Genomic DNA, 26,918 nt, shown 5'->3' with positions numbered 1-26,918 from the left:
CGTGAAACATCTCGACTTTGATGTGGTGGTCATCGGTGGTGGCCATGCCGGTGCAGACGCGGCCCATGCGGCGGCGCGGCTGGGTGCGCGCACGGCGCTGATCACCCTGCGCCAGGCCGACCTAGGCACCATGTCCTGCAACCCGGCGATTGGCGGGTTGGGCAAGGGCCACCTGGTGCGCGAGGTTGACGCCATGGACGGGCTGATGGGGCAGGTTGCCGACCGGGCGGGCATCCAGTTCCGCCTGTTGAACCGCCGCAAAGGCCCCGCTGTCCAAGGCCCGCGCGCCCAGGCCGACCGCAAGCTGTATCGCGCCGCGATGCAAGAGATGATCGCCGCGACGCCCAACCTGACCGTGATCGAGGGCGAAGCGACCGATCTGATCATGCAGGGCGACCGGGTATGTGGCGTGGTGCTAGAGGATGGGTCCGAGCTGCGCGCGGCGTCTGTCGTGCTGACAACGGGCACGTTCCTGCGCGGCGTGATCCATATTGGCGATGTGCGGCGTGCGGGCGGGCGGATGGGCGACAAGCCCTCGGTCAAGCTGGCTGAGCGGATTGATGGTTTCGGCCTGCCGCTGGGCCGTCTGAAAACCGGCACACCGCCGCGTCTGGATGGGCGCACGATCAACTGGGATATCCTCGAGGAACAGCCGGGCGACGACGATCCGGTGGTGTTTTCCTTTATGAACAAGACGCCGTTCGTGCGGCAGGTGGCTTGTGGCATCACCCATACGAATGAGAAAACCCACGAGATCATCCGCGAGAACCTTGAACGATCTGCCATGTATGGTGGCCATATCGAGGGCGTCGGCCCGCGCTATTGCCCCTCGATCGAGGACAAGATCGTGCGGTTTGCCGATAAGACCTCGCATCAGATTTTCCTCGAACCCGAGGGTCTGGACGACCATACGGTCTATCCGAACGGTATCTCGACCTCGCTGCCCGAGGATGTGCAGCATGACTATGTTCATTCGATCCGCGGGCTAGAGGATACGGTGATCCTGCAGCCGGGTTATGCCATTGAATACGATTACGTCGATCCGCGCGCGCTGGCCGCGACGCTGGCCGTCAAGGATGTGCCGGGCCTCTATCTGGCCGGGCAGATCAACGGCACCACTGGCTATGAAGAGGCCGCCGCGCAGGGCATGGTGGCCGGGCTGAATGCCGCGCTGGCGGCGCTGGGGCGTGATCCGATCACATTCAGCCGCACCGACAGCTATATCGGCGTGATGATTGATGACCTGGTTACGCGCGGGGTGTCCGAGCCCTATCGCATGTTCACCTCGCGCGCCGAGTTCCGCCTGAGCCTGCGCGCCGACAATGCCGACCAGCGGCTGACGCCCATGGGCATTGATCTGGGTTGCGTGGGCGAGGCCCGCCGCCGCGCCTTTGGCGACAAGATGCAGGCGATGGGCAAGGCGCGCGAGATCCTTGATGCGATGGCCCTGTCGCCCAAGCAGCTGAACGAGGCCGGGATACGGGTGAATGCTGATGGCAACCGCCGTTCGGGCTTTGATTTGCTGGCGTTTCCGGATGTCACCTTTGCCGATGTCACGCGGCTTGAACCGGCGCTGACCGATGTCGCGCCCGAGATTAGCGACCAGATCGCCCGCGATGCGCTCTATGCCAATTACATCCGTCGCCAACAGATGGATGTCGAGGCGATGAAGCGCGACGAGGCGCAGGCGATTCCGGATGGTTTCGATTACGACGCGCTGCAAGGCCTGTCGAATGAGCTAAAGCTGAAACTTGGCCGCGTGCGCCCGGTAACGCTGGGGCAGGCGGGGCGCGTGGATGGGATGACCCCCGCCGCGCTGACGTTGCTTTTGGCCAAAATCCGCCAGATGGGGCGCAAATCCGCATGAGTGACCTGGCCGGGCTGAGTGTTTCACGTGAAACATTCGAGCGCCTGAAAACCTATGAATCCCTGCTGCACAAGTGGAATCCGGCGATCAACCTGGTCGCCAAGTCCACTTTGGCCGACGCTTGGGCGCGGCATTTCGTCGATTCCGCGCAGATCTTTCAGTTGGCCCCGCTGGCCCGCCATTGGGCCGATCTGGGCAGCGGCGGCGGATTTCCGGGGATGGTGATTGCGATTCTGGCCGCCGAGCATGCGCCCGACATGCAAGTCACGCTGGTGGAAAGCGATCAGCGCAAGGCGACATTTCTGCGTACCGTCGCCCGCGAGGCCGGTGTGCGTGCGAATGTGATCGCCGAACGCATCGAGGATGTGCCGCCCTTGGGCGCAGATGTGCTGTCGGCGCGGGCGCTGGCCTCGCTTGATGTGCTGTTGGGCTTTGCCCAGCGGCATCTTTTGCCCGATGGTGTGGCGATTTTCCCCAAGGGCGCAAACCATCAGGCCGAACTGACCGAGGCGCTTGCAAACTGGCGCTTCGAGGTTCAGAAATCCAATAGCGTAACCGATTCAAACGCCGTCATCCTGGCAATCAAGGGGCTTTCCCATGTCTGATCCAAGCCGGCCCGCTGGCCCGAAAATCATCGCCGTTGCCAACCAAAAAGGCGGTGTGGGCAAAACCACCACCGCGATCAACCTGGCTGCCGCGCTGGTGGCCGAGGGGCTGACCGTGCTGATCGTTGACCTCGATCCGCAGGGCAATGCCTCTACCGGGCTGGGCATCGAGCCCGACCAGCGCACCCGCACCACCTATGATCTGCTGCTGGACGACGCACCGCTGAGCGAGGTGATCCGCCGTACCGATGTCGAGGGCCTGTTGATCGCACCTGCCACCACCGATCTTAGCTCTGCCGATATCGAAATGGTTTCGAACGAAAAGCGCAGCTATCTGCTGCACGACGCCCTGCGCCAGCCCGCGATTGATGCCTATGGCTTTGATTTCATTCTGATCGACTGCCCGCCGTCGCTTAGCCTGTTGACCGTCAACGCGATGGTCGCCGCGCATTCGGTGCTGGTGCCGCTGCAATCGGAATTCTTCGCGCTCGAAGGGCTGTCGCAGCTGATGCTGTCGATCCGCGAGCTGCGCCAGACCGCCAACCCCAGCCTTCGGATCGAGGGCGTGGTGCTGACCATGTATGACGGCCGCAACAACCTGTCGCAGCAGGTGGAATCGGACGCGCGCGAATATCTGGGCGAGCTGGTGTTCGAAACGGTGATCCCGCGCAACGTGCGGGTCAGCGAGGCGCCGTCTTTCGCGATGCCGGTGCTTGATTACGATCCGACCTCGCGCGGGGCGCAGGCCTATCGCGCGCTGGCGCGGGAAATGCTGAAACGCGGCACGGCGATCGCGGCATAAGGGGAAGATTGATGAAAAAACCCGAAAGACGTGGCCTGGGCCGTGGCCTGTCGGCGCTGATCGCCGATGTGAACATGAACGAAGAGGCGCCCGCGACCGAAGACCGCCCGCGCCGCGCCGATATGCTGGTGCCGATCGAAAGCGTCGTGCCCAACCCCGATCAGCCGCGCCGCCATTTCGCCGAAGAGGCACTGGAAGAGCTGGCCGCCTCGATCCGTGAAAAGGGCGTGATCCAGCCGCTGATCGTGCGCAACAACCCGCGCCAGGCTGGCACCTATGAGATTGTGGCCGGTGAGCGTCGCTGGCGTGCCTCGCAGCGCGCGCAGCTGCATCAGATTCCGGTTTTGGTGCGTGAATTCGACGACACCGAGGTTCTTGAGGTTGCGATCATCGAGAACATTCAGCGCGCCGATCTGAACCCGATCGAAGAGGCGCAGGGCTATCGTCAGCTGATGGATCGCTTTGGTCACACCCAGGAAAAGATGGCCGATGCGCTAAGCAAATCGCGCAGTCATATCGCCAACCTGTTGCGGCTGTTGCAGCTGCCCGATGAGGTGCAGGACTATCTGCGCGAGGGCAAGCTGACCGCTGGCCATGCACGGGCGCTGATCACCACCGACGATCCTGCCGCGCTGGCGCGTCAGGTTATTACCGGCGGGTTGTCGGTGCGCGAGACCGAAAAGCTGGCTAAGGGGCCGAAACCGGTGGCGTCAAAGCCGCGCGTTTCCGCGCCCAGCGGCGAGAAAGACGCCGACACCCGCGCGCTAGAGCTGGATCTGGCTGCAAATCTGGGAATGAAGGTGGCGATTGACCATCCGCCAGGGCAAGAGGCCGGCAAGATCACGATCAGCTATGCCGATCTTGATCAGCTGGACGAGCTGTGCCGGATGCTTAGCGCTAGCCCTCGGGCCGGGACCATATAAACAGCAGCACACAGCCCAGTGTGACGGCCTGAATGCCCAGCACCAGTGGGCGCAGGTCCAGGGCTAGGGAAATCGCGAAAGTCGCAAGGATAGAGACTGTTGCGATCCATTTGACGCGGCGCGTGATGGCGCCGCGTTCTTGCCAATCGACGATGTGATGGCCAAACCGCGGGTGCATCAGCAGCCAGTTGTGCAGCCGCTCGGACGAGCGCGCAAAGCAGAACGCGGCCAGCAGCATGAACGGCACGGTTGGCAGCAGCGGCAGGAAGATGCCCGCCATGCCCAGGCCAACGCAGATCAGCCCTGATATCAACCACACCGCTCGCATCAGTCCGGCAGCAGGTCGCGCAAGACGGCATTGAGAACCGCACGCCCGTTGGGGGTGCAGCGCAGCGAGTCGCCTTGATGCGATACCATCTCTATATCAGCTAAGCGATTGATATTGTTTGTATTTAGTGGCTTTCCTGCCAGCGATTCGTATCTGGCCAGGCTGATACCGTCGCGCAAGCGCAGGCCCATCATCAGGTATTCGGCGGCCTGATCGGCGCCAGAGATCGCGCTGCGCGACTGTTCGCCGCTTCCTGTTTTTTCGACCTGTTCCAGCCAGTTGGCGGGCGAAAGTCCGGTATCGGTTGCATAGCGTTGCCCGTCTATCGTCACGCGACCATGGGCGCCGGGCCCGATGCCCGCGTAATCGCCATAGCGCCAATAGATCATGTTGTGACGTGACTCAGAGCCGTTTTGGGCATGGTTAGAGACTTCATACGCCTCCATCCCCGCCTTTTCGCATAGGTCCTGCGTCAGGAAATACAAATCGCCGGCGTCGTCCTCATCAGGCAGGCCGCGCAGTTTGCCGCGGGCATAACGGTCGCCAAAGGCGGTGCCTTGTTCGATGGTCAGCTGATACAGCGACAGGTGATCGACGGCCATCGACAGGGCCTCGGTCAGCTCGGCGCGCCAGGCGTCGTAGGTTTGATCTTGGCGGGCATAGATCAGGTCGAAACTGACGCGATCGAACGTGTTGCGCGCAATGTCGAACGCGGCGCGGGCCTCGGCCACGGAATGCAGGCGGCCAAGGCGGCGCAGATCGTCGTCGTTCAGCGCCTGCACCCCCATCGACAGCCGGTTCACCCCGGCATTGCGATATCCGATGAACCGTGCGGCCTCGACCGAGGTGGGGTTGGCCTCGAGCGTGACCTCAAGATCATTGGCGGTAGGCCAGGTGGCGCGGATGCGATCCATGATCGCGGCGACCAGTTCGGGCTGCATCAGGCTGGGCGTGCCGCCGCCGAAAAACACGGTGTTCAGAACGCGGCCCCGGGTTTCGGCACCGATGCGGTCGATTTCGGACAGGTAGGCGCGCTGCCAGCGATCCTGATCGATGCTGGCCGCGACATGGCTGTTGAAATCGCAGTAGGGGCATTTGGCCATGCAGAACGGCCAGTGCAGATAGAGGCCAAAGCCCCCGTTCTGCCAATCAGCGGTCAAAGGCCGCTACCAGTTTTTCAAAGGCGCGGCCGCGGTGGCTGATGCGGTTCTTTTCCCAGCGGTCCATTTCGCCAAAGGTGATGTCATAGCCGTCGGGCAGAAAGATCGGGTCATAGCCGTGGCCCTGATCGCCGCGCATGGGCCAGGTGATCTGGCCGGGGACGAAGCCTTCGAACACCTCGTCATGACCATCGGGCCAGGCCAGCACGAAGGTGCACCAGAATTGCGCCGCGCGCGGGGCGGGCGCGTTTGCTTTTTCCAGCTCGTCCCAGACGCGGGTCATGGCCATTGGAAAATCGCGGCCATCGCCCGTTTCGGCCCAGTCGGCGGTATAGACGCCCGGCGCGCCGCCCAAAGCATCGACCGCAAGGCCGCTGTCATCGGCCAGCGCGGGCAGGCCGGTGGCCTTGGCGGCGGCGTGGGCCTTGATGCGGGCGTTTTCTATGAACGTTGTTCCGGTCTCTTCCGGCTCGGGCAGGTTCAGCGTGGCGGCGCCGGTGACAGCGATCCCATAGGGGCGCAGCAGATCGGCAATCTCTTCGAGTTTGCCCTGGTTATGCGTGGCAACCAGCAGGGTATCGCTGTCGAACTTGCGCATCTTATTCCCCCACGGCGGCCTTTTGGGCGGCGACCAGCTCGGCAATGCCCTTGTCGGCCAGATCCAGCAGGTGATCCATCTGGGCGCGCGAATAGGTGGCGCCTTCGGCCGACATCTGCACCTCGATCATCTGGCCGCCACCGGTCATGACGAAATTGCCGTCAACGCCGGCTTCGGAATCCTCGGGGTAATCCAGATCGAGCACCGGCTGGCCGGCATAGATGCCGCAAGACACGGCGGCGACGTGATCGGTCAGCGGGTCGGAAATGACATCGCCGGCCTTCATCAGCTTGTTCACCGCCAGGCGCAGCGCGACCCAGCCGCCGGTGATCGAGGCGCAGCGCGTGCCGCCATCGGCCTGGATGACATCGCAGTCGACGGTGATCTGACGTTCGCCCAGGGCGACGCGGTCGATACCGGCGCGCAGGCTGCGGCCGATCAGGCGCTGAATTTCAACGGTGCGGCCGCCTTGTTTGCCGGCAGCGGCCTCGCGCCGCATCCGCGACCCGGTCGAACGCGGCAGCATGCCGTATTCGGCGGTGACCCAGCCCAGGCCTGAACCCTTGAGAAACGGCGGAACGCGCGGTTCCAGCGAGGCGGTGCACAGAACATGGGTGTCGCCGATCTTGATCAGGCAAGACCCCTCGGCATGTTTGATCACACCGGTTTCAATTGAAATCGAGCGCATTTCGCTTACATCACGACCAGACGGGCGCATCATGTCATCCTCTTTTTTGATTGGCGGTGTGTTCCCATGCCTTTGCCGCTGGTGCAAGCCCGATTGACGCCACGAGCGCATCCTCTTTAATGGCGGGGCAGTACGGAAAGGGGTCGGATGACTGACCGAGCGGACATTCTGAACCAGATGAACGAGCGATCGCGCGAGGTGTTTCGCCGCGTGGTCGAGGGTTATCTGGACAGTGGCGGCCCGGTCGGGTCGCGCACCCTGACCCGCGAGATGAGCGAAAAGGTCAGCGCCGCAACCATTCGCAACGTGATGCAAGACCTCGAATATATGGGCCTGCTCGACAGCCCGCATGTATCGGCGGGGCGCGTGCCGACGCAGCTGGGGCTGCGGATGTTTGTCGACGGTCTGCTAGAGGTGCGTGATCTGGATGATGGCGACCGCGAAAAGCTGGACGCGACACTGGGCAATAATGACCGCGATATGGGCAGTTTGCTGGATCGGGTCGGGTCGGCCCTGTCGGGTGTGACCCATGGGGCCAGTCTGGTGCTGACCCCGAAACACGAGGCGCCCATTCGCCATATCGAATTCGTGTCGCTGGGCCATGACCGGGCGCTGGTGGTTCTGGTCTTTGCCGACGGTCACGTCGAAAACCGCGTCTTCACCCCGCCGATGGGGCAGACGCCCAGCTCGATGCGCGAGGCGGCGAATTTTCTGAATGCGCTGGCCGAGGGTCGCACGCTGAGCGAATTGCGCGTGGTGGTCGAGCGCGAGATCAAGGCGCGTCGGCAACAGCTGGACGTGCTGGCGCGCGAACTGGTCGAAACCGGCGCGGCGATCTGGGAAAATGCCGGCGAGAATTACGAACGCCTGATCGTGCGCGGTCGGTCGAATCTGCTGGAAGATGCGGCCGCCGCCGAAGAGCTGGAACGCATACGCAGCCTGTTCGACGACCTTGAACGCAAGCGCGACATTGCCGAATTCCTGGAACTGGCCGAACAGGGCGAGGGCGTGCGCATTTTTATTGGCTCCGAGAACAAACTTTTCTCACTTTCGGGTTCCTCTTTGGTGGTGTCTCCATATATGAACGCTGACCGAAAGATCATTGGTGCGGTGGGGGTGATCGGCCCGACCCGGCTGAACTATGGACGGATTGTCCCGATCGTCGATTACACCGCCCAACTGGTCGGAAAACTGATCTCTGATCGGGGTAAGAGGTAAAAGATGGCAGATGCTGAGAAGAACGAGCCCCAGGTCGATCTGACCGACATGGGCGAAACCGAAGACGTGCTGGGCCTGGATGAGCTGGAGCGCGAAGCCGACGAGATGGAGGCGCTGCGCGCCGAGCGCGACGAGCTGCGCGACCGCTTTATGCGGGCGCTGGCCGACGCCGAGAACTCGCGCAAGCGCAGCGATCGTGATCGCCGCGAGGCCGAGCAATATGGCGGATCGAAACTGGCGCGCGACATGCTGCCGGTGTTCGACAACCTGAACCGCGCGCTTGAGGCGGTGCCCGAGGACCAGCGCGAAAGCAACAAGGCGTTGATCGAAGGTGTCGAGCTGACGATGCGCGAGCTGTTGAATGTGTTCGCCAAGCATGGTGTGACCCAGGTGAACCCGCAGGTGGGCGACAGGTTCGACCCGCAGATGCACGAGGCGATGTTCGAGGCCCCGGTGCCCGGCACCAAGGCTGGCGACATTATTCAGGTGATGACCGGCGGTTTCATGCTGCACGACCGCCTGCTGCGCCCGGCGCAGGTTGGCGTGTCGTCGACGCCGAAATCCTGATTTCGGGGCGGGGGGCCAGCCCCCCGTGCCCCCCGAGGTATTTTATCCAAGATGAAAAGGCTACTGGTCGTCGAGCGATTTGAGCTCGTAGATCAGGTTGAGCGCCTCGATCGGTGTCAGGCCGTCGGGATGGATATCGCGCAGGCGGTCGAGGGCGGCGGAGTCTTTGGCCGGGGTTGCGGCGGGGGCGGGTGTGGCCGCGAAAAGCGGCAGGTCGTCGATCAGGGCCTTTTGGCCCGGGCCGCCTTCGCGTTCGCCTTTTTCCAATGCTTCCAGCACCACGCGCGCACGGGCGACGACGGCCTCGGGCAGGCCGGCCAGTTTGGCGACCTGCACGCCGTAGGATCGGTCGGCGGCACCGCGGCGGACCTCGTGCAGGAAGATCACCTCGCCCTGCCATTCCTTGACGGCGACGGTGGCGTTTTCGACGCCGGGGAGTTTGCCGGCCAGGGCGGTCATTTCGTGGTAATGCGTGGCGAACAGCGCGCGGCAGCGGTTGACGTCGTGCAGGTGTTCGAGCGTGGCCCAGGCGATCGAGAGGCCGTCATAGGTTGCCGTGCCGCGGCCGATTTCGTCGAGGATGACCAAGGCGCGGTCGTCGGCTTGGTTGAGGATGGCGGCGGTTTCGACCATTTCGACCATGAAGGTCGATCGCCCGCGCGCCAGGTCGTCCGAGGCGCCGACGCGGCTGAAGAGTTGTGAGACCAACCCGATATGGGCGCGGCTGGCGGGGACGAAGCTGCCCGATTGGGCCAGCAGGGCGGTCAGCGCGTTCTGGCGCAGGAATGTCGATTTACCGGCCATGTTCGGGCCGGTCAGCAGCCAGACGGCGGCGGTGTCGGTGGCGGTCAGGTCGCAGTCATTGGCGACGAAGGGTTCGGCCCCTTGTTTGCGCAGGGCGCGCTCGACGACCGGATGGCGGCCGCCGGTGATCTCGAACGCGCGGCTGTCATCGACATGGGGTTCGCACCAGTTTTCGCCGCTGGCCAGGTCGGCAAAGGCGGCAGCCAGGTCGATCTCGGCCAGGGCGCTGGCGGCTTGGGCGATCTGGGCGGCGTGGTCGAGGATGGCGTTGCGCAGCTGTTCGAACAGGTGCTTTTCGATGTCGAGCGCGCGAAAGCCGGCGTTGAGGATCTTGGTTTCCATTTCAGACAGCTCGACCGTGGTAAAGCGCACGGCGTTGGCGGTGGTCTGGCGGTGGATAAAGCTGTCGGACAGCGGCGCCGACAGCATCTTTTCGGCATGGGTTGCGGTGGTTTCGATGAAATAGCCCAGCACGTTGTTATGCTTGATCTTGAGCGACTGAATGCCGGTTTGGGCGGCATAGTCGGACTGCATCCGGGCGATGACGCAGCGGCCTTCGTCGCGCAGCTGGCGGGCATCGTCGAGATCGGGGTCATAGCCGGGCGCGATAAAGCCGCCGTCGCGGGCCAGCAGGGGCGGCTCGGCGATCAGGGCCTGATCGAGCAGGTCAAGCAGCTGATCGTGGCCGGTCAGGGCGGTGGCGGCATCGGCCAGCAGGGGCGGCAGGGTTTCTGGCAGGTCGGCGGCGATATCGGCGGCCTGGGCCAAGCCATTACGGATGGCGGCCAGGTCGCGCGGGCCGCCGCGTTCCAGACCCAGCCGCGACAGGGCGCGATCCATGTCGGGGGCCTTGCGCAGGTGGGCGCGCAGGGTCTCGGCCAATCGAGACTGTTCCACCATGAAACGCACCGATTCAAGCCGGGCGTGGATGGTGGGCAGGTCGCGCGAGGGGCTGGAGATGCGCCGTTCAAGCAGGCGCGCGCCGGCGGCGGTGACGGTGCGGTCGATCGAGGCCAAGAGCGAGCCGTCGCGCCCGCCCGACAGGCTGGCGGTTAGTTCAAGGTTGCGGCGTGTGGCGGCGTCGATCTGGACGTTGCGGGTGATGGCCTCGCGCGCGGGGGGGCGCAGCAGCGGCAGTTTGCCCTTTTGGGTGATGTCCAGGTAATCGACGATGGCGCCCATGGCCGACATTTCGGCGCGGGTAAAGCTGCCGAATGCGTCGATCGTGCCGACGCCGAACAGGCTGGTCAGGCGGGTTTCGGCATTGGTGCTGTCAAAGCTGGCGCGCGACAGGGGGGTCAGCGCAGCGCCCGATTCAGTGACTATTTCAGCCCAATCCGCGTCATCTGTGTCGCAGATCACGACCTCGCGCGGGGCGAGGCGGGCCAGTTCGGGCGACAGGCGCGCGGGCGGGCAGGGCATGACGCGAAACGCGCCGGTCGAGATATCGACCCACGCCAATGCTGCCTGATCGCGCACCGTGGCAAAGGCGGCCAGATAGTTGTGACGCCGCGCCTCAAGCAGGGATTCCTCGGTCAGGGTGCCGGGGGTGACCAGCCGCACAACCCCGCGTTTCACCACCGATTTCGAGCCGCGCTTTTTCGCCTCGGCGGGGTCTTCGAGCTGTTCGCAGACCGCGACGCGAAAGCCCTTACGGATCAGCGTCAGCAGATAGCTTTCGGACGAATGCACCGGCACGCCGCACATGGGAATGTCTTCGCCCAGGTGCTTGCCGCGTTTGGTCAGCGCGATATCCAGCGCCTCGGACGCGGCGACGGCATCGTCAAAGAACATCTCGTAGAAATCGCCCATCCGGTAAAAAAGAAGCGCATCCCTGTGCGCCTCTTTGATTTCCAGAAACTGCGCCATCATCGGCGTCACGGCTGCGTTGGCGATCGTCACGACTTCCCCCGAATTTATGTGCCGACAGATTAGAGGGCTGCGCAAAATGGGGAAAGCGGATTTCCATATTTTATTGAGGGTTCAGAATTGTGACGCTATGACGGAGGGATAAAAAATAAGGAGGAAGCGATGGGGACCAATAACAAGATTACGGATGAAGAGGCGTTAGTCTATCATCTGGAACCCACCCCGGGGAAATACGAGATCGTCTCGTCAAAACCCATGAATACCCAGCGGGATCTTTCGCTGGCTTACAGCCCCGGCGTTGCGGTGCCGGTGGAGGCAATCGCCGCCGATCCCGGCACGGCTTACGATTACACGGTCAAGGGCAACATGGTGGCCGTGATATCGAACGGTACGGCCATTCTGGGCCTCGGCAATCTGGGCGCGCTGGCATCCAAGCCGGTGATGGAGGGCAAGGCGGTGCTGTTCAAGCGTTTCGCCGACGTCAACGCCATCGACATCGAGCTGGATACCGAAGACCCGGACGAGATCATCAAGGCCGTCAAGCTGATGGGCCCGACCTTTGGCGGGATCAACCTTGAAGACATCAAGGCGCCCGAATGTTTCATCATCGAGCAGAAGCTCAAGGAAGAGATGGACATTCCGGTGTTTCACGACGACCAGCACGGCACCGCCGTGATCTGTGCCGCCGGTCTGATCAATGCGCTGCATATTTCGGGCAAGAAGATCGAGGATTGCCGCATCGTGCTGAACGGCGCGGGCGCGGCGGGGATCGCCTGCCTTGAGCTGATCAAGGCCATGGGTGCTCAGCACGACAACTGTATCATGTGCGACACCAAGGGCGTGATCTACAGGGGCCGCACCGAGGGCATGAACCAGTGGAAATCGGCCCATGCGGCCGAGACCGATGCCCGCACCCTGGAAGAGGCGATGGAGGGTGCCGACGTGTTCCTGGGCGTATCGGCAAAGGGTGCCGTGACGCCTGAGATGGTTGCCAGCATGGCCGACAATCCGGTCATCTTTGCCATGGCCAACCCTGACCCGGAAATCACCCCGGAAGAGGCCCATTCGGTGCGCGCCGATGCGATCGTCGCCACGGGGCGGTCGGATTACCCGAACCAAGTGAACAACGTTCTGGGCTTTCCCTACCTGTTCCGCGGCGCGCTGGATATCCACGCCCGCGCGATCAACGACGAGATGAAGATCGCCTGCGCCCAGGCCCTGGCCGAACTGGCCCGTGCCGATGTGCCCGACGAGGTTGCGATGGCCTATGGCCGCAAGCTGACCTTTGGCCGCGACTACATCATTCCGACGCCGTTCGATCCGCGTCTGATCCACATCATCCCGCCGGCGGTTGCCCGTGCGGGTATGGATACTGGTGTGGCCCGTCGCCCGATCGTCGACATGGATGGCTATCAGGAATCGCTGAAGGCGCGGATGGACCCGACCGCCAGCATCCTGCGCGGCATCGCGGCGCGTGCGAAATCTTCGCAGGCCCGGATCGTGTTTGCCGAAGGCGATAACGAGCGTGTTCTGCGCGCCGCCGTTCAGTATCAGCGCGGCGGTTACGGCAAGTCTCTGGTGATCGCGCGCGAAGACAACGTGCGCCGTATGCTCGAGCAGGCCGGGATCGGTGACGCCTATCGCGAGCTGGAAATCGTGAATGCTGCAAACTCGCGGCACCTCGATAGCTATCGCAACTTCTTGTACAAGCGCCTGCAGCGCAACGGTTACGACATGCACGACAGCCACCGTATGGCGTCGCGCGACCGTCATGTGTTTGCATCGCTGATGCTGGAACATGGCCATGCCGACGGCATGATCACCGGGGCGACCCGGCGTTCGGCGCAGGTGCTGGACAAGATCAACCACGTGTTTGACGCCAAGGCATCGGACGGGGCGGTTGGGGTGACGGCGCTGTTGCACAAGGGGCGGATCGTGCTGATCGCCGACACGCTGGTGCATGAATGGCCCGACGAAAACGATCTGGCCAATATTGCCGAGCGCAGCGCCGCCGTGGCCCGCAGTCTGGGCCTGGAGCCGCGCGTGGCGTTCGTCAGCTTCTCGACCTTCGGCTACCCGATGTCGGAACGCGCCCACAAGATGCATCTGGCGCCGCAGGTGCTGGAAAAGCGGGGTGTCGATTTCGAGTATGAGGGCGAGATGACGGTGGATGTGGCGCTGAACAAGAATGCGCGCAAGCTTTACCCGTTCTCGCGCCTGACTGGCCCCGCCAACATCCTGGTGGTTCCGGCGCGGCACTCGGCGTCTATCTCGGTCAAGCTGATGCAGGAAATGGCCGGCGCCACGGTGATCGGCCCGATCCTGACCGGTGTCGACAAGCCGATTCAGATCTGTTCGACCGTGTCCACGGTCAACGACATCCTGAACATGGCGCTGCTGGCCTCTAGCAAGATCGGTTAAGAAAACAAAAACCCCGGCAGGGCGCGCCTTGCCGGGGTTTTTCTTTGCCGCGCGGCCTATTTGGCAAAGGCGGCGGCGTCTTTCCAGATACGCTTCACCCGATCATCGCGGCCACAGGCCTGGCGATAGCGTTTATAGGCCTCGGCCTTGGTCTTGGGGCCAAAGCGGGTCAGCACGCGCTCGGTCTTTTTATAGTAATCCTGGTGGTAATCCTCGGCGTCATAAAACGGCGCGGCGGGCAGGATCGGCGTGGCGATACGCTTGCCCAGATCGGCGCCGGCCTTGGCCTTGGCGGCCTCGGCGGCGGCGTGTTCGGTCGAGTTAGAGACGAAAATCGCCGTGCGATAGCTGTCGCCGCGATCGCAGAACTGGCCGTCGGCATCCAGCGGGTCAACGCTGCGGAAGAACAGGTGCAGCAGCTGTTCATAGCTGACCTGATCGGGGTCATAGGTAATCTTTACCGCCTCGTAATGGCCGGTGCCCCCGCGCGTGACATCCTTGTAGGTCGGGTTCACGGTCGTGCCGCCGGTATAGCCCGACACCGCGCTTTTCACGCCTTCGACCTTTTCGAAATCGGCTTCGACGCACCAGAAACACCCGCCCGCGAAGATTGCAGTTTCCTTGGGTGCGGCGCTGGCGGCGGTGCAATGCGCGGTCAGGCCCAGCGCGATGGCAAAGGCCAGGATCAGCGTCTTGGTGGTTTGCAGGGTCATTGTCATGGCCGTCTCCTGTAGCTGTGGGCACTAGCTAACGGCAGGCGGCGATGACAGGGAACTGACAAGCCCGTGACCTCACGCGATGGCGAACGGCTGAAACAATTCGGGCAAAGAAAAACCGGCGGTGCGCGGGGCATCGCCGGTTTGAAATCTTGTGGCGGGTCTTAGCCCAGGCGACGGTTGCGCGCGGCCAGCAGTTTCAGGCGCAGGGCGTTCAGCTGGATGAACCCGGCGGCGTCTTTCTGGTCATAGGCGCCGGCGTCGTCTTCAAAGGTCACGTGGGCCTCGGAATAGAGGCTGTGATCGGACCAGCGGCCAACGGTAAAGGCGGCGCCTTTGTAGAGGCGAACGCGCACGGTGCCGGTGACGTGCTCTTGCGACTTGTCGATCAGGGCTTGCAGCATCTCGCGCTCGGGCGAGAACCAAAAGCCGTTGTAGATCAGCTCGGCATAGCGGGGCATGATCGAGTCCTTGAGGTGACCCGCGCCGCTGTCCAGCGTGATCTGTTCGATGCCGCGGTGGGCCTCGAGCAGGATCGTGCCGCCCGGCGTTTCATAGATGCCGCGCGATTTCATGCCGACAAAGCGGTTTTCGACGAAATCCAGACGGCCGATGCCGTGCTTGCGGCCATATTCGTTCAGCTCGGTCAGGATGGTGGCGGCGCTCATGGCGACACCGTTGATCGCCACCGCGTCACCCTTTTCAAAGGTGATCTCGATGAACTCGGGCTGATCGGGGGCCTCTTCGGGGCTGACGGTGCGCTGGAACACGTATTCGGGCGCCTCGTCGGCGGGGTCTTCCAGAACCTTGCCCTCGGACGAGGTGTGCAGCAGGTTGGCGTCGACGCTGAACGGGGCCTCGCCGCGCTTGTCTTTGGCGATCGGAATCTGGTTCTTTTCGGCAAAGTCGATCAGTTTGGTGCGCGAGGTCAGATCCCATTCGCGCCAGGGGGCGATGACCTTGATGTCGGGGTTCAGCGCATAGGCGCTAAGCTCGAACCGCACCTGGTCGTTGCCCTTGCCAGTGGCGCCATGGGCCACGGCATCGGCGCCGGTTTCCTGGGCGATCTCGACCAGGCGTTTCGAAATCAGCGGACGCGCGATCGAGGTGCCCAGCAGATACAGGCCCTCATACACGGCATTGGCACGGAACATCGGGAAGACGAAATCGCGCACGAATTCCTCGCGCACGTCTTCGATAAAGATGTTCTCGGGCTTGATGCCCAGCATCTCGGCCTTTTTGCGGGCGGGCTCCAGCTCTTCCCCCTGGCCAAGGTCAGCGGTGAAGGTCACGACCTCGCAGCCATATTCGGTTTGCAGCCATTTCAGGATGATCGAGGTATCGAGGCCGCCAGAATAGGCCAGGACAACTTTCTTGGGGGCAGACATGCGACTAACGCCTCCGGATATTATACGGGTTCGGGCGGCGTTTATGTCTTTTTTGCCTTGTGGGCAAGGGGTGGGCCGGGTTCGCGGCCGAAAAGCGGGGGCGACCCTGTGATCGCCCCCGTGTTGATCTATTCGCTGGTTGCGGCTTCTTCGGTTTCGGCCGCTTCGCCAGTCTCGCCGGCCTCTTCGGCCTCGGGGGCCTCAAGGCCCAGCATGTCGTGCAGCTCGGCCTTGGCCTCGGGCGACAGGGCGCGCCCGCCGGTGGCCGCGCTTAGCGCGTCATCTTCGGCCTGCTGGCTGGTCGCGGCCTGAGCCTCGAGATCGGCAACCTCGCCGGCCAGCGCCTCGTGCTGGGTTTCATAGCCGACAGCGCCTTCAAGCTCGGAGTTCAGATCGCCCAGCTGACCTTCGAGATCGGCCAGGTCGTCGGCATAGCTTTCCGCTTCGGGGTCCAGATCGCTGATCTGGCCGTTGACGGCGTCGATATCGCTCTGAATATCGCCCGACGTGCGGCCGGAATAGGCGGCCTCAAGATCGGCCAGGGCCTGTTTCTTATCGCCCAGCTGGCTGTCGATCGCTTGCGAGTTCTGCACAGCCGCCTGATAGGTGGCAACCTTGCCGACCATGCTGTTGGGGCTGGCGTTGGCCATTGCGTTCGGGCTGGCATGGGCTGCGTTCAGGCCCTTCAGCTCGGACGCGATCTTGCCGCGGCCATTGTTGGTTTTCTCAGCGGCCTTGCTGCTGGCCTTGCTGTTGGATTTGCCGCTGGCCTTGCCGGACGACTTGCCAGAGCTCTTTCCGCCCCCATGGCCCGCATCCTTGCCGCTATCTTTGCCGCCGCCGTTACCGCCGCCGTTTCCTCCACCGTTACCGCCGCCGTTGCCGCCGCCATTGCCGCCACCGTCGCCGCCGCCGTTTCCACCGCCGCCGCCACCACCGCCGCCGCCGCCACCACCGCCGCCGCCGCGGGCATATGCCTCATCTGCGGTCAGAACAAAGCTGACGGTTGATACGGCGCCCAGCGCCATGGCGCTGACGATCAGCGCACTTACTGTGTTTCGAAGAGTGGTTTTCATGGAGTTCCTCCGGCGTCTCGAAATAAAATTCCCGGTAATGGTTAAGTTTGGATTGGGGCCATACAATGGCAAATTGTTGCAAATGCCTTGAGCTTACGTTGCGCTCGGCCCGGATTTGTGCGGAAACTTGCCGGTGTTCACGCTAGCGCGGCAGAGGATCGCCAAGCCGGCAGCCAGAAGAGGGCCAAGATGCCAGAGTTTTCAAAACAGGCCCAGGATGCCGCCCGCGCCATGCGTGAGGTGTTTGCCGCGACCCCCCTGCAGCGCAACGATCACCTGTCGGCGCGCTATGACGCCGAGATCTGGCTAAAGCGCGAAGATCTGTCGCCGGTGCGGTCGTACAAGATCCGCGGGGCTTTCAACGCGATGCGCAAGGCCCTGGCCGAGGCGCCCGATCAGCGTGTCTTTGTCTGTGCCAGCGCGGGTAACCATGCCCAGGGTGTGGCTTGGGTCTGCCGTCATTTCGGTGTGCGCGGCGTGATCTTCATGCCGGTCACGACGCCCCAGCAAAAGATCGAGAAAACCAGGGTTTTCGGCGGAGATTGTGTCGAAATTCGCCTGACGGGCGACTATTTCGATACCGCCCTTGCCGCCGCCCAGACCTATTGCGCCGAGGTGGGCGCGCATTTCCTGTCGCCCTTCGATGATCGTGACGTGATCGAGGGTCAGGCCTCGGTCGCGGTTGAGCTGATCGAAGAGCTGCCCCGGCCGCCCGATCTGGTGATCCTGCCGGTGGGCGGGGGTGGGCTGGCGGCGGGTGTGGTGCAATATCTGCAAGAGGTATCGCCCCGCACGATGATCCGCTTTGTCGAACCCAAAGGCGGGGCATCGCTAAGCGCGGCGCTAGAGGCGGGGCGGCCCGTGACATTGCCACAGGTCGACAGTTTCGTTGATGGGGCCGCGGTGGCGCGTATCGGCTCGCTGACCTTTGAGGTGCTGAGCAACGTTCCGCGCCGGCATGTTCTGCTGGCGCCCGAAGACCGGATCTGTGTGACCATGCTTGAGATGCTGAACATCGAGGGCATCGTGTTAGAGCCCGCCGGCGCCCTGGCCGTCGACGCCCTGCCCGAGCTGGCCGACCAGATCGCCGGCAAGACGGTGGTCTGCCTGACCTCGGGCGGGAATTTTGATTTCGAACGCCTTCCTGAGGTGAAAGAGCGCGCCCAGCGCTATAACGGGGTCAAGAAATACATGGTTCTACGCATGCCCCAGCGCCCCGGCGCGTTGCGGGATTTCCTGCAACTGCTGGGGCCGGATGACGATATTGCACGGTTCGAATATCTCAAGAAATCGGCCCGAAACTTTGGTTCGGTGCTGATCGGCATCGAGACCACCCATGCCGAGAATTTCCGCACCCTGTTCAAAAAGCTGGACGCCGCCGGGTTTGCCTATCGCGACATCACCGACGACGAATTGCTGTCGCAGTTCATGCTTTAGGCGGCGGGCTGCAACCGGCCTATACGGGTCAGAAAGCACTGTTTCGACAGGCGATAGCATTCCGTCACCTCGCCACAATCGACCGTGCCCCCACCAGCCAGCGCCTTTTCGCAACGCGCGCTTAGCGCAGCCAGATCCTGAAACCCCAGGTTCAGCGCCGAGCCTTTGATGAAATGCAGAATCTCGGGCAATGCGTCCGCTAATCCGCCAGTTGTCAGCTTGGCGATTTCTTCATCCGTCTCCTCCAGAAACAGGTCGACAACCTCGTCAAAGGCATCATCGCCGACCTCTGTTTTCAACTCTACAACGCGGTCCCAATCAATCATGCCACCCCTCCGGCTTGCCGCGCACCCCACGTGACCAGAGTGACCGGCATAAGTTACGCAGTTGCTAATGGCGCCGGGAATTTGGCTGGCATTTTAGCGTTCACGCGGTGTTAAGCCGGGGCTGTCATGACTGAGTCGCAGTGGCAGACAAACCGGGGCTTTCGTGACAATCGCCGAGAAACATTCGCTGGCATCGATGCCTGATGCCGTGGCCACCTCACCAAAGGTGGTGCTGTTGGTGGATGACAGCCGCGCCCAGCGGCGCATCTTGCGCGCGTCGCTGATGCGCTGGGGCTATGACGTGGTCGAGGCCGGTTCGGGCGGCGAGGCGCTGGATATCTGCCGTCAGCGACAGATCGATTTCATCATCAGCGACTGGATGATGCCCGGCATGACCGGGTTGGATTTCTGCGCCCGGTTTCGCGCCCTGTCGCGCGATACTTACGGGTATTTCATCTTGCTGACCTCGAAATCGGAAACCGGCGAGATCGTGAACGGGCTGGAGATCGGCGCCGATGATTTTCTGACGAAACCGGTGAATGCCAGCGAGCTGCGCGCGCGGCTGATCGCGGGCGAACGCGTATTGATGATGGAGCACGAGCTGAATCGCAAAACGCAGATGATCAGCGCGGCACTGAACGAATTGCAGCTGCTCTATGACACCATTGATCGCGACCTGACCCAGGCGCGCAAGATCCAGGAGTCATTGGTGCCAGAGCGGCACTGCCAATTCGGCAAGACGCAGGTTTCGATGCTGATGAAACCCTGCGGCCATGTGGGCGGCGATCTGGTCGGGGTGTTCTCGCCGGGGCCGCGCCGGCTGGGGTTCTACAATGTCGACGTGTCGGGCCACGGGGTGACTTCGGCGCTGATGACGGCGCGGCTGGCCGGCTATCTGAATGCGCAGTTCCTGGAACAGAACATCGCGCTTGAACGTCGCTTTGATCGCTTCTTTGCCCTGCGTCCGCCCGACGAGGTGGCGCTGTTGCTGAACGAGCGGTTATTGGCGGATTCGGGGGTCGAGGAATATTTCACCATGGCCTATGGCATCGCCGATTTGGCCACCGGGCAGATCAAGCTGGTGCAGGCCGGGCATCCGCACCCGATGGTGCAACGCGCCGATGGCCGGATCGAATTTGTCGGTGACGGTGGCGTGCCGGTCGGGCTGATTCCGGGGGCCGAGTATGAATCGTTCGAGATCCGGCTTAGCCCGGGCGATCGTCTGCTGTTGTATTCCGACGGGTTCACCGAGGCAGAGGCCGACGGTGAGATGCTAGAGGAAAACGGTCTGCGCGAGATGATCAGCCATGCGCATCGCCTGTCGGGGCCCGAAGTTCTGGATGATCTCTACTGGCAACTGACAGAGCGACAGGGCAGCGCGCCGATGGCGGATGACGTGTCGGCCGTGCTGATCGAATACGGAGGGCCGTGATCACAGCAACATCCGGGCAAAATGACGGTCGCCGGCATTGCCCAACAGATTGGCGGCGCGGGCCACCGGCACGACGACGGCGCGATGCCCCGGTTCGCTGGGCAGATCCAGTTGCCGCACCGGGCGGGCGAGGTAGATATGACAGACCTTCTCGGCCCAGATTTCATATTCGGGCATATAGGTGAACCGCCGAAAGGCCCCGATCCGCCGGGGCGCCGCGATGCGCCAGCCGGTTTCCTCGATTACCTCGCGATGTAGTGCGGCGGTCGGGGATTCGCCGGGGTCGATACCGCCGCCGGGCAGCTGGAATTCCGGGTAGGGATAAGCCTGATGGGTGAGCAACAGGCCGTTGCCCATGGGCAGCAGCGCATAGGCGCCATGGCGCACCCGATAGGGCTTTCCGGCCTGAACCGCCTCGCCAAACCGTCTGATCATGCTGCCCCCTTGGTGTGTCTGGTTGTGCCGCCTATATAGTCGCGGTATGCCAAGCACAGGCACGCAAGGAAACCCCATGTCTTTCGGATCTCAAATCGCCTGGGACGATACAGTCCTGCCCTTCCAGTTGGATCGCTCGGATATCCGTGGCCGTGTTGCCCGGCTTGACGGGGTGTTGGATCAGGTTTTGGCGCAACATGATTATCCGCCCGCGATCGAGGCTTTGGTTGCCGAGGCCGCGCTGCTGACGGCGCTGATCGGGCAGACGATCAAGCTGCGGTGGAAGCTGTCGTTGCAGGTGCGCGGCGATGGGCCAGCGCGGCTGATTGCCACTGATTACTATGGCCCGACCGAGGACGGCCGCTCGGCCCGGGTGCGGGCCTATGCGTCTTATGACGAGGATCGGCTTGACCCGGTTGCGGCAGATCCGTTCAGCCAGATCGGCAAGGGCTATCTGGCAATCCTGATCGACCAGGGCGAGGGCATGGTGCCCTATCAGGGCATCACGCCGATCGCCGGCGGGTCGCTTGCCTCTTGCGCCGAGACCTATTTCGCCCAGTCCGAACAGCTGCCGACGCGGTTCGCGCTTAGCTTTGGCCGCTCGACCCTGGCTGGGCAAGGCGAACATTGGCGCGCGGGCGGGGTGATGTTGCAGCATATGCCCAAGGCCTCGCCGCATGTGGCGCAAGAGGGTGGTTCGGGCGATGGCGGCCTGTTGCGCGCGGCGGATATGCTGACCGGCGACGAAGAGGAAAACTGGATCCGCGCCAATACCCTGCTGGATACCGTCGAAGACCTGGAACTGATCGGCCCCTCGGTTCAGCCGACCGACCTGCTGATCCGCCTGTTTCACGAGGAACAGCCGCGGGTGTTCGATTCGCAGTCGATCAAGTTCGGCTGCACCTGTTCCGAAGAGCGTGTGCGCGAAAGCCTGTCGATCTACTCGGCCAAGGACATCGCGCATATGACCACGGACGAGGGCATCGTGACCGCCGATTGCCAGTTCTGCGGCGCGCATTACGTGCTTGATCCCGAAACGCTGGGGTTCGAGGCCGACAAGGGGGCGCCGGGTGACGACGACTGACACCCTGTCGCGCCTGCGCGCCGCGCTAACGATGCCCGGTGACGGGTCGTCCGACTTCGACCTTAACCCGCAATATGCCCCGCCGCCGGGGCGGGTGCTGCGCCCGGCTTCGGTGCTGGTGGGCGTGACCACCTATCATGACAGGCCGCGCGTGCTGCTGACCAAGCGGTCGTCGCGGCTGAAACACCACCCCGGCCAGATTGCCTTTCCGGGCGGCAAGCAGGATGACATCGATGCCGGCCCGGTCGAGGCGGCGCTGCGCGAGGCGCGCGAAGAAGTTGGCTTGCCCTCTGAAAACGTGACCATTCTGGGCACGCTGCCGTCCCATGAAACCGTCACCAGCTTTACCGTAACCCCGGTTTTCGGCCTGATTCATCAAGAATTTCGCCCGATCCCCGAGGCCGGAGAGGTGGATGAGGTCTTTACCGTACCGCTGGCGCATGTGATCGACCCGGCGCAATTTGTTGTGCAATCGCGGATGTGGTTGGGGCAACGGCGGTATTATTACACCGTTCCCTTTGGCCCCTATTACATCTGGGGTGCCACGGCCCGCATTCTGCGTGGGCTGGCGGCGCGCATGGCCGACTGATGCGCATCTCTGAGGCCTGGATCAGCGCGCCCGAGACCCGCGCGGTCTGTGCGGCGCTGACCGATGCGGGCTATCAGGCGTTGTTTGTCGGGGGTTGTGTGCGCAATGCGCTGTTGGGGGCGCCGGTCAGCGATCTGGATATCGCCACCGATGCCCGCCCGGAACAGGTGATGGATGTGGTGCGCGCCGCCGGTTTGGCGGCGGTGCCCACGGGCATTGATCATGGCACGGTGACGGTGGTTTCGAACCACGTCCCGCACGAGGTCACAACCTTTCGCCGCGATGTCGAAACCGACGGGCGGCGCGCGGTGGTGGCCTATGCCGATGGTCCCGAGGCCGACGCCCATCGCCGCGACTTCACCATGAACGCGCTTTATGCCCGCCCCGATGGGCAGATCATCGACCCGCTGGGCGGGTTGGCTGATTTGCAGGCGCGGCGGGTGCGGTTCATCGACGATGCCGAGATGCGCATCCGCGAAGATTACCTGCGCATCCTGCGGTTCTTTCGGTTTCACGCCTGGTATGGCGATCCGCAGGCCGGGCTGGATGCTGACGGGTTGGCGGCCTGTGCGGCGTTTTCGGCTGGAATAGAGACACTTTCGCGCGAACGCTTGGGCGCCGAGATGAAAAAGCTGCTTTCGGCGCCCGATCCGGGGCCGTCGGTCGCGGCAATGGCGCAGGCCGGAGTGTTGGCGCGGGTTTTGCCGGGGGCCGATGCGCGCGCCCTGCCGGTTTTGCTGCATCTTGAAGAGGGCGTTGCGCCTGATGCAATCCGTCGCCTGGCTGTGCTGAGTGGCCAGGACGTGGCTGCGGCCTTGCGGCTTAGTCGCGACGAGGCGGCGCGACATGAACGGTTGCGCGAGGCGATCGGGTCGGCCGATGGGCCGGGGGCGCTGGGCTATCGGCTGGGCACGGATGAGGCGCGCGATGCGCTGATGCTGCGCGGTGCGCTTTTTGAGCAGCCCTTGCCGCAGGGCTGGCAGGCCGCCGTGGCCCAAGGCGCGGCGGCAGAGTTCCCAATCAAGGCCGCCGATCTGATGCCCGCGCTGCAAGGCCCGGCGTTGGGCGCGCGGCTGAGGTTGTTGGAACAGAGATGGATCGCGTCGGGGTTCGCGCTGGGCCGCGATGAATTGCTAGGAATCACGGAATGAGCGTTACGATTCAACGGCTTGGCCATCTTGGTGACGGGGTGGCCGATGGCCCGGTTTTCGTGCAGCTGGCCCTGCCGGGCGAGGTGGTCGAGGGCGAGATCACCGATGGTCGCATCGCGCAGCCTCGGATTATGACGCCGTCGCCTGATCGGGTGCGCCCGCCCTGCGCACATTACAAGTCTTGCGGGGGTTGCACGCTGCAACATGCCAGCGACGGGTTTGTTGCCGATTGGAAGCAGAGTGTGGTCGAGGCCGCGCTGCGGGCGCAGGGGCTGTCGGCGCCGATGCGGCCTGTGATCACATCGCCCGCGCAATCGCGGCGGCGCGCGACCCTGGCCGGGCGACGGACGAAAAAAGGCGTGATCCTGGGGTTTCATGCGCGGGCCTCGGATACGGTGGTGCCGATCCCCGATTGCCGGCTGCTGCATCCCGACCTGATGGCCGCGCTGCCGATGCTCGAGGCGCTGATCCCGATCGGCGGGTCGCGCAAGGGCGAGATCAGCTTTACCCTCACCCGGTCCGAGGCCGGAATTGACCTGGCCGTGCGCAACGCCAAGCCGTTGGACGGGCCGCTTTGGGCCGAGTTAGGCACGTTTTCGCAGCAATATGATCTGGCCCGGCTAAGCTGGAATGGCGAACTTGTGGTCGAACGCCGCGCACCTGCGCAGCGGTTCGGCAAGGCGGTGGTCGTGCCGCCCGCCGGTGCGTTCTTGCAGGCGACCGAGGCCGGGCAGGCGGCGCTGACCGATGCGGTGATCGAGGCCGCCGGGCCGGCGAAATCGGTGGCCGATCTGTTTGCCGGGTCGGGCACGTTTTCGCTGCCGCTGGCCGAACGGGCCGAGGTGCATGCCGTCGAGGGCGAGGCCGAGATGATGGCCGCGCTGGATCGGGGCTGGCGCCAGGCGCAGGGGCTGCGCCGGGTCTCGACCGAAACCCGCGACCTGTTTCGCCGCCCGCTTATGCCGGACGAGCTAAAGCGATTCGATGCCGTGGTCATCGACCCGCCCCGCGCTGGGGCCGAGGCCCAGATGCGCCAAATCGCCCGCTCCGAGGTGCCGGTTGTGGCGGCAGTGTCGTGCAACCCGGTGACATTCGCGCGCGACGCGGCGTTGCTGGTGGGTGCGGGGTACGTGCTGGACTGGGTGCAGGTGGTCGATCAGTTTCGCTGGTCGCCGCATATCGAACTGGCCGCGAAATTCAGCCGGGGCTGATACGCGGGGGATTCAAGCCCGCCCGCAAATGCGGTATAAGCGCCGCAACAAAAAACGAGGCAAGGCAGTATTCCATGTTCACCCGGCGCGAGCTTGTTCTTTCCGGTGCGGCTTTGGCCCTGACGGGCTGTGCATCCAGCCCGCAAATACCGCGGTATGATGGCCCCGAGGTCACGCGCGTGGTGGTGATGAAGGCCAACCGGCGCATGTATCTGATGCATCACGAGAAAATCCTCGAGAAATACGATGTGTCGTTGGGGTTCGCACCCGAAGGCGACAAGCAGTTCGAAGGCGATGGCCGCACCCCCGAGGGCCGCTATCTTATCGACCGGCGCAACCATCGCAGCCAGTTCCACCTGTCCTTGGGCATCTCATACCCCAACACCGCCGATGTGGCGGCGGCGCAGGCCCTGGGGAAAAAGCCGGGCGGTGATATCTTTATTCACGGCCAGGCAGGCAAGCATAAGGGCAAGCCGCGCGACTGGACGGCGGGGTGTATCTCGGTCACGGATCGCGAGGTTGAACAGGTGTGGTCGATGGTGCCCAACGGCACCATCATCGACATCTTTCCCTAAGGGTCAGAACCCGGCGGTGGCCGACAGGCCGGTGCCCGCGCCGGTGACCATGGTCCACCAGATCTTGCCGTTGGGTTCCTGGAAGAAGGCAAAGCCCAGGTCGCGGGCGCGCGCATCCATCACCACGTTGGCGGTGTCGGGCTGTTCCATCCAGGCGGCCAGGGTTTCCAGCTCGGTCTCGTAGGTTTCCGAGATGTTTTCGCCCAGCATCGTGCCCGGATAGCCGGCGCGCTGAACGCGGTCGATCGGCGACGAGCCGTTCGAGCCGAAATGCCACGGCCGGTTCTGCACCGACATGTCGCGCGAATGGGTGGCGGCGGCGGCGTTCAGCTGGGCGTTCAGCTGCAGCGGCGCAACCCCGCGCACCTGGCGCAGAGCGTTGACCGAATCAAGCATGCGATACTGGATCTTGGCCGTGTCACCTGCGGCAATGCGATAGACGCGCGGCAAGGGTTTGCCATCCGGCCCGTATTGCGGCGCGGTGGTGGTACAGGCCGCCAGCGTGAAGGCGGCAAAGATGACGGTCGAAAACAGACGCAGCATGGGCGGAACCTCTTATTTGTCCCACCTCTAGCCCGAAGCGTGGCATGGTTCAAACGGTTCGATGATGGGCGGCCAAGAACCGCGTGTTTGATTTGCGACTGAGGCGCTAAAGCCATAAGATACCGCGAAACAGGGCCACAAGCTGGAGCATGTGATGGGTAAGGGGTCGTTTGATATCAATAGCCGCCGGGCGTTTCTGGCGGGGGGCGCGGCCCTTTTGTCTGGTGTGGCCCGGCCATCGCTGGCGCAGGATCTGCCCGGTTCGGTCGAGATCGAGGCCGAGGTGTCGAGCATCGTTCGGCACAACATTTCCAGCTTCCGCACCCTGCAATGGGAGCCTTATTTTGCCAATCTCAAGGGCGGCGCGATTCTGGTCGATACGACCTCGCGCGCGCTGCATTACTGGTCGGCGGATGGCGAGACCTACAAGCTGTATCCCACCAGCGTGCCGCTGTCAGAGGAGCTGACCCGTCGTGGCCGCACCTCGGTGGTGCGCAAGGTCGAGGGCCCCGAATGGCGACCCACCCCGTCGATGAAAAAGCGCAACCCCGAATGGCCCGACTATGTCGGCCCCGGCCCCGACAACCCGCTGGGCACCCACGCGCTGTATCTGGGATGGACCTATTACCGCATCCACGGCACCCATGACACGCGCAAGATCGGGCGCCGTTCGTCGAATGGTTGTATCGGTCTCTATAACGAGCATATTTCCGAGCTGTTCGGCTATGCCAAGGTGGGCACACAGGTGTTGCTGATTTGACCACATATTTGCAACTTTGAACGCTGGACAAAAACGCCAGTTGAAATATCTTTTTCTTCCTGTTTAGTGATGTTTACATACACGCTTTGTGTTCGCGCGGCGAAAGGTTCGCCCGTGTTCCCATTCTGGAGTGAAAAAATGAAGAAACTTGTTCTCGCTGCTGCCCTGACCGCTGCTGCCTCGACCGCCTATGCCGGCAACATGGCCGAGCCGGTGATGGAGCCCGAAGTTATCGTCGAAGAAACCTCGTCGTCGGCTGGCGGCATGGTTGTTCCGCTGCTGCTGCTGCTGGCTGTTGCCGCGATCGCGTCGAACTAATCAGCGCACGCTACGATCTACGAAAAG

27 protein-coding genes are annotated in these 26,918 nt (G+C 63.3%); 16 read left to right on the top strand and 11 right to left on the bottom strand.

Features of this window, described 5'->3' with window-relative positions; all coding sequences use genetic code 11:
- Window position 1 precedes the first annotated feature (1 nt).
- Genes mnmG through OE856_RS08685 form a run of 4 tightly spaced genes read left to right on the top strand, consistent with a single transcriptional unit; the run spans window position 2 to window position 4,197 of the window.
- Complete coding sequence (gene mnmG, locus OE856_RS08700) at window positions 2-1,867, top strand: tRNA uridine-5-carboxymethylaminomethyl(34) synthesis enzyme MnmG (protein ID WP_263715686.1); 1,866 nt, start codon at window positions 2-4, stop codon at window positions 1,865-1,867.
- Complete coding sequence (gene rsmG / locus OE856_RS08695) at window positions 1,864-2,472, top strand: 16S rRNA (guanine(527)-N(7))-methyltransferase RsmG (RefSeq protein WP_263715685.1); 609 nt, start codon at window positions 1,864-1,866, stop codon at window positions 2,470-2,472. Before mnmG ends, rsmG begins: the two co-directional genes overlap by 4 nt.
- Complete coding sequence (locus OE856_RS08690; RefSeq protein WP_263715684.1) at window positions 2,465-3,274, top strand: ParA family protein; 810 nt, start codon at window positions 2,465-2,467, stop codon at window positions 3,272-3,274. Before rsmG ends, OE856_RS08690 begins: the two co-directional genes overlap by 8 nt.
- Before the next feature lie 11 nt (window positions 3,275-3,285).
- On the top strand, window positions 3,286-4,197 hold the full coding sequence (locus OE856_RS08685; protein ID WP_263715683.1) for a ParB/RepB/Spo0J family partition protein: 912 nt from the start codon (window positions 3,286-3,288) through the stop codon (window positions 4,195-4,197).
- On the opposite strand, the gene OE856_RS08680 is transcribed toward OE856_RS08685, so the two are convergent.
- Genes OE856_RS08680 through rph form a run of 4 tightly spaced genes read right to left on the bottom strand, consistent with a single transcriptional unit; the run spans window position 4,172 to window position 7,001 of the window.
- Entirely contained in the window at window positions 4,172-4,525 is a 354-nt protein-coding gene (locus OE856_RS08680) for a YbaN family protein (RefSeq protein WP_263715682.1), read from the bottom strand. The genes OE856_RS08685 and OE856_RS08680 overlap by 26 nt on opposite strands.
- A complete protein-coding gene (gene hemW / locus OE856_RS08675) occupies window positions 4,525-5,628 on the bottom strand; it encodes a radical SAM family heme chaperone HemW (RefSeq protein WP_412174880.1) in 1,104 nt (367 codons plus the stop codon). The genes OE856_RS08680 and hemW overlap by 1 nt, the downstream gene beginning before the upstream one ends.
- Before the next feature lie 46 nt (window positions 5,629-5,674).
- Window positions 5,675-6,283, bottom strand: a complete 609-nt coding sequence (gene rdgB / locus OE856_RS08670; RefSeq protein ID WP_263715680.1) for an RdgB/HAM1 family non-canonical purine NTP pyrophosphatase — start codon at window positions 6,281-6,283, stop codon at window positions 5,675-5,677.
- A 1-nt stretch (window position 6,284) separates the two neighbouring features.
- Window positions 6,285-7,001 (bottom strand): ribonuclease PH, encoded by a 717-nt coding sequence (rph, locus tag OE856_RS08665; protein WP_263715756.1) that lies wholly within the window; start codon window positions 6,999-7,001, stop codon window positions 6,285-6,287.
- Between the two features lie 117 nt (window positions 7,002-7,118).
- Between rph and hrcA the strand changes: the two genes are divergently transcribed.
- Both hrcA and OE856_RS08655 read left to right on the top strand, forming a co-directional pair.
- Complete coding sequence (gene hrcA / locus OE856_RS08660) at window positions 7,119-8,189, top strand: heat-inducible transcriptional repressor HrcA (protein WP_263715679.1); 1,071 nt, start codon at window positions 7,119-7,121, stop codon at window positions 8,187-8,189.
- 48 nt (window positions 8,190-8,237) lie between these two features.
- Window positions 8,238-8,756 (top strand): nucleotide exchange factor GrpE, encoded by a 519-nt coding sequence (locus OE856_RS08655; RefSeq protein ID WP_412174879.1) that lies wholly within the window; start codon window positions 8,238-8,240, stop codon window positions 8,754-8,756.
- A gap of 60 nt (window positions 8,757-8,816) precedes the next feature.
- Here the strand turns inward: OE856_RS08655 and mutS are convergent, their stop codons facing one another.
- The gene (gene mutS, locus OE856_RS08650; RefSeq protein ID WP_263715755.1) at window positions 8,817-11,432 is read right to left on the bottom strand and encodes a DNA mismatch repair protein MutS; all 2,616 of its coding nucleotides are present in this window, start codon (window positions 11,430-11,432) and stop codon (window positions 8,817-8,819) included.
- 159 nt (window positions 11,433-11,591) lie between these two features.
- Between mutS and OE856_RS08645 the strand changes: the two genes are divergently transcribed.
- Window positions 11,592-13,850, top strand: a complete 2,259-nt coding sequence (locus OE856_RS08645) for an NADP-dependent malic enzyme (RefSeq protein WP_263715677.1) — start codon at window positions 11,592-11,594, stop codon at window positions 13,848-13,850.
- Between the two features lie 56 nt (window positions 13,851-13,906).
- Here OE856_RS08645 and msrA read toward each other — a convergent pair whose 3' ends face one another.
- The 3 genes from msrA to OE856_RS08630 all read right to left on the bottom strand — a co-directional run bounded on the left by msrA (window position 13,907) and on the right by OE856_RS08630 (window position 17,030).
- Window positions 13,907-14,569, bottom strand: a complete 663-nt coding sequence (gene msrA, locus OE856_RS08640) for a peptide-methionine (S)-S-oxide reductase MsrA (RefSeq protein ID WP_263715676.1) — start codon at window positions 14,567-14,569, stop codon at window positions 13,907-13,909.
- Between the two features lie 161 nt (window positions 14,570-14,730).
- On the bottom strand, window positions 14,731-15,954 hold the full coding sequence (locus tag OE856_RS08635; RefSeq protein WP_263715675.1) for an argininosuccinate synthase: 1,224 nt from the start codon (window positions 15,952-15,954) through the stop codon (window positions 14,731-14,733).
- A 128-nt stretch (window positions 15,955-16,082) separates the two neighbouring features.
- Entirely contained in the window at window positions 16,083-17,030 is a 948-nt protein-coding gene (locus OE856_RS08630; RefSeq protein WP_263715674.1) for a hypothetical protein, read from the bottom strand.
- Window positions 17,031-17,219: 189 nt separating this feature from the next.
- Here OE856_RS08630 and ilvA point away from each other — a divergent pair, with 189 nt between their 5' ends.
- Complete coding sequence (ilvA, locus tag OE856_RS08625; protein ID WP_263715673.1) at window positions 17,220-18,467, top strand: threonine ammonia-lyase IlvA; 1,248 nt, start codon at window positions 17,220-17,222, stop codon at window positions 18,465-18,467.
- Here the strand turns inward: ilvA and OE856_RS08620 are convergent.
- A complete protein-coding gene (locus OE856_RS08620) occupies window positions 18,464-18,793 on the bottom strand; it encodes an Hpt domain-containing protein (RefSeq protein WP_263715672.1) in 330 nt (109 codons plus the stop codon). The genes ilvA and OE856_RS08620 overlap by 4 nt on opposite strands.
- A 169-nt stretch (window positions 18,794-18,962) precedes the next feature.
- Between OE856_RS08620 and OE856_RS08615 the strand changes: the two genes are divergently transcribed.
- Window positions 18,963-20,225 (top strand): PP2C family protein-serine/threonine phosphatase, encoded by a 1,263-nt coding sequence (locus OE856_RS08615; RefSeq protein WP_412174878.1) that lies wholly within the window; start codon window positions 18,963-18,965, stop codon window positions 20,223-20,225.
- Here OE856_RS08615 and OE856_RS08610 read toward each other — a convergent pair whose 3' ends face one another.
- Window positions 20,226-20,660 (bottom strand): NUDIX hydrolase, encoded by a 435-nt coding sequence (locus OE856_RS08610; RefSeq protein ID WP_263715671.1) that lies wholly within the window; start codon window positions 20,658-20,660, stop codon window positions 20,226-20,228.
- Between the two features lie 76 nt (window positions 20,661-20,736).
- Between OE856_RS08610 and OE856_RS08605 the strand changes: the two genes are divergently transcribed.
- The 5 genes from OE856_RS08605 (at window position 20,737) to OE856_RS08585 (ending at window position 25,270) form a co-directional block, all read left to right on the top strand.
- Window positions 20,737-21,744 carry an Hsp33 family molecular chaperone HslO gene (locus OE856_RS08605; protein ID WP_263715670.1) on the top strand — a complete coding sequence of 336 codons (1,008 nt, stop codon included), beginning with the start codon at window positions 20,737-20,739 and terminating at the stop codon, window positions 21,742-21,744.
- 31 nt (window positions 21,745-21,775) lie between these two features.
- Window positions 21,776-22,333, top strand: a complete 558-nt coding sequence (locus tag OE856_RS08600; protein WP_263715753.1) for a CoA pyrophosphatase — start codon at window positions 21,776-21,778, stop codon at window positions 22,331-22,333.
- Window positions 22,333-23,484: a CCA tRNA nucleotidyltransferase gene (locus OE856_RS08595; RefSeq protein ID WP_263715669.1), complete on the top strand. Its 1,152-nt coding sequence runs from the start codon at window positions 22,333-22,335 to the stop codon at window positions 23,482-23,484. The genes OE856_RS08600 and OE856_RS08595 overlap by 1 nt, the downstream gene beginning before the upstream one ends.
- Entirely contained in the window at window positions 23,481-24,695 is a 1,215-nt protein-coding gene (locus OE856_RS08590) for a class I SAM-dependent RNA methyltransferase (protein ID WP_263715668.1), read from the top strand. Before OE856_RS08595 ends, OE856_RS08590 begins: the two co-directional genes overlap by 4 nt.
- Window positions 24,696-24,769: 74 nt before the next feature.
- On the top strand, window positions 24,770-25,270 hold the full coding sequence (locus OE856_RS08585) for a L,D-transpeptidase family protein (RefSeq protein WP_263715667.1): 501 nt from the start codon (window positions 24,770-24,772) through the stop codon (window positions 25,268-25,270).
- 3 nt (window positions 25,271-25,273) lie between these two features.
- On the opposite strand, the gene OE856_RS08580 is transcribed toward OE856_RS08585, so the two are convergent.
- Complete coding sequence (locus OE856_RS08580) at window positions 25,274-25,813, bottom strand: CAP domain-containing protein (protein ID WP_263715666.1); 540 nt, start codon at window positions 25,811-25,813, stop codon at window positions 25,274-25,276.
- A 154-nt stretch (window positions 25,814-25,967) separates the two neighbouring features.
- On the opposite strand from OE856_RS08580, the gene OE856_RS08575 reads away from it, so the two are divergent.
- Both OE856_RS08575 and OE856_RS08570 read left to right on the top strand, forming a co-directional pair.
- Window positions 25,968-26,573 carry a L,D-transpeptidase gene (locus OE856_RS08575; RefSeq protein WP_263715665.1) on the top strand — a complete coding sequence of 202 codons (606 nt, stop codon included), beginning with the start codon at window positions 25,968-25,970 and terminating at the stop codon, window positions 26,571-26,573.
- 138 nt (window positions 26,574-26,711) lie between these two features.
- A complete protein-coding gene (locus OE856_RS08570; RefSeq protein ID WP_263715664.1) occupies window positions 26,712-26,891 on the top strand; it encodes a hypothetical protein in 180 nt (59 codons plus the stop codon).
- The last annotated feature ends 27 nt before the right edge of the window (window positions 26,892-26,918 follow it).

This window comes from Actibacterium sp. XHP0104 (assembly GCF_025751515.1).
Classification (GTDB): domain Bacteria; phylum Pseudomonadota; class Alphaproteobacteria; order Rhodobacterales; family Rhodobacteraceae; genus Actibacterium_D.
Note: the sequence above shows the minus strand (reverse complement) of the source record. Positions and strands in the feature narration are given on the sequence as shown.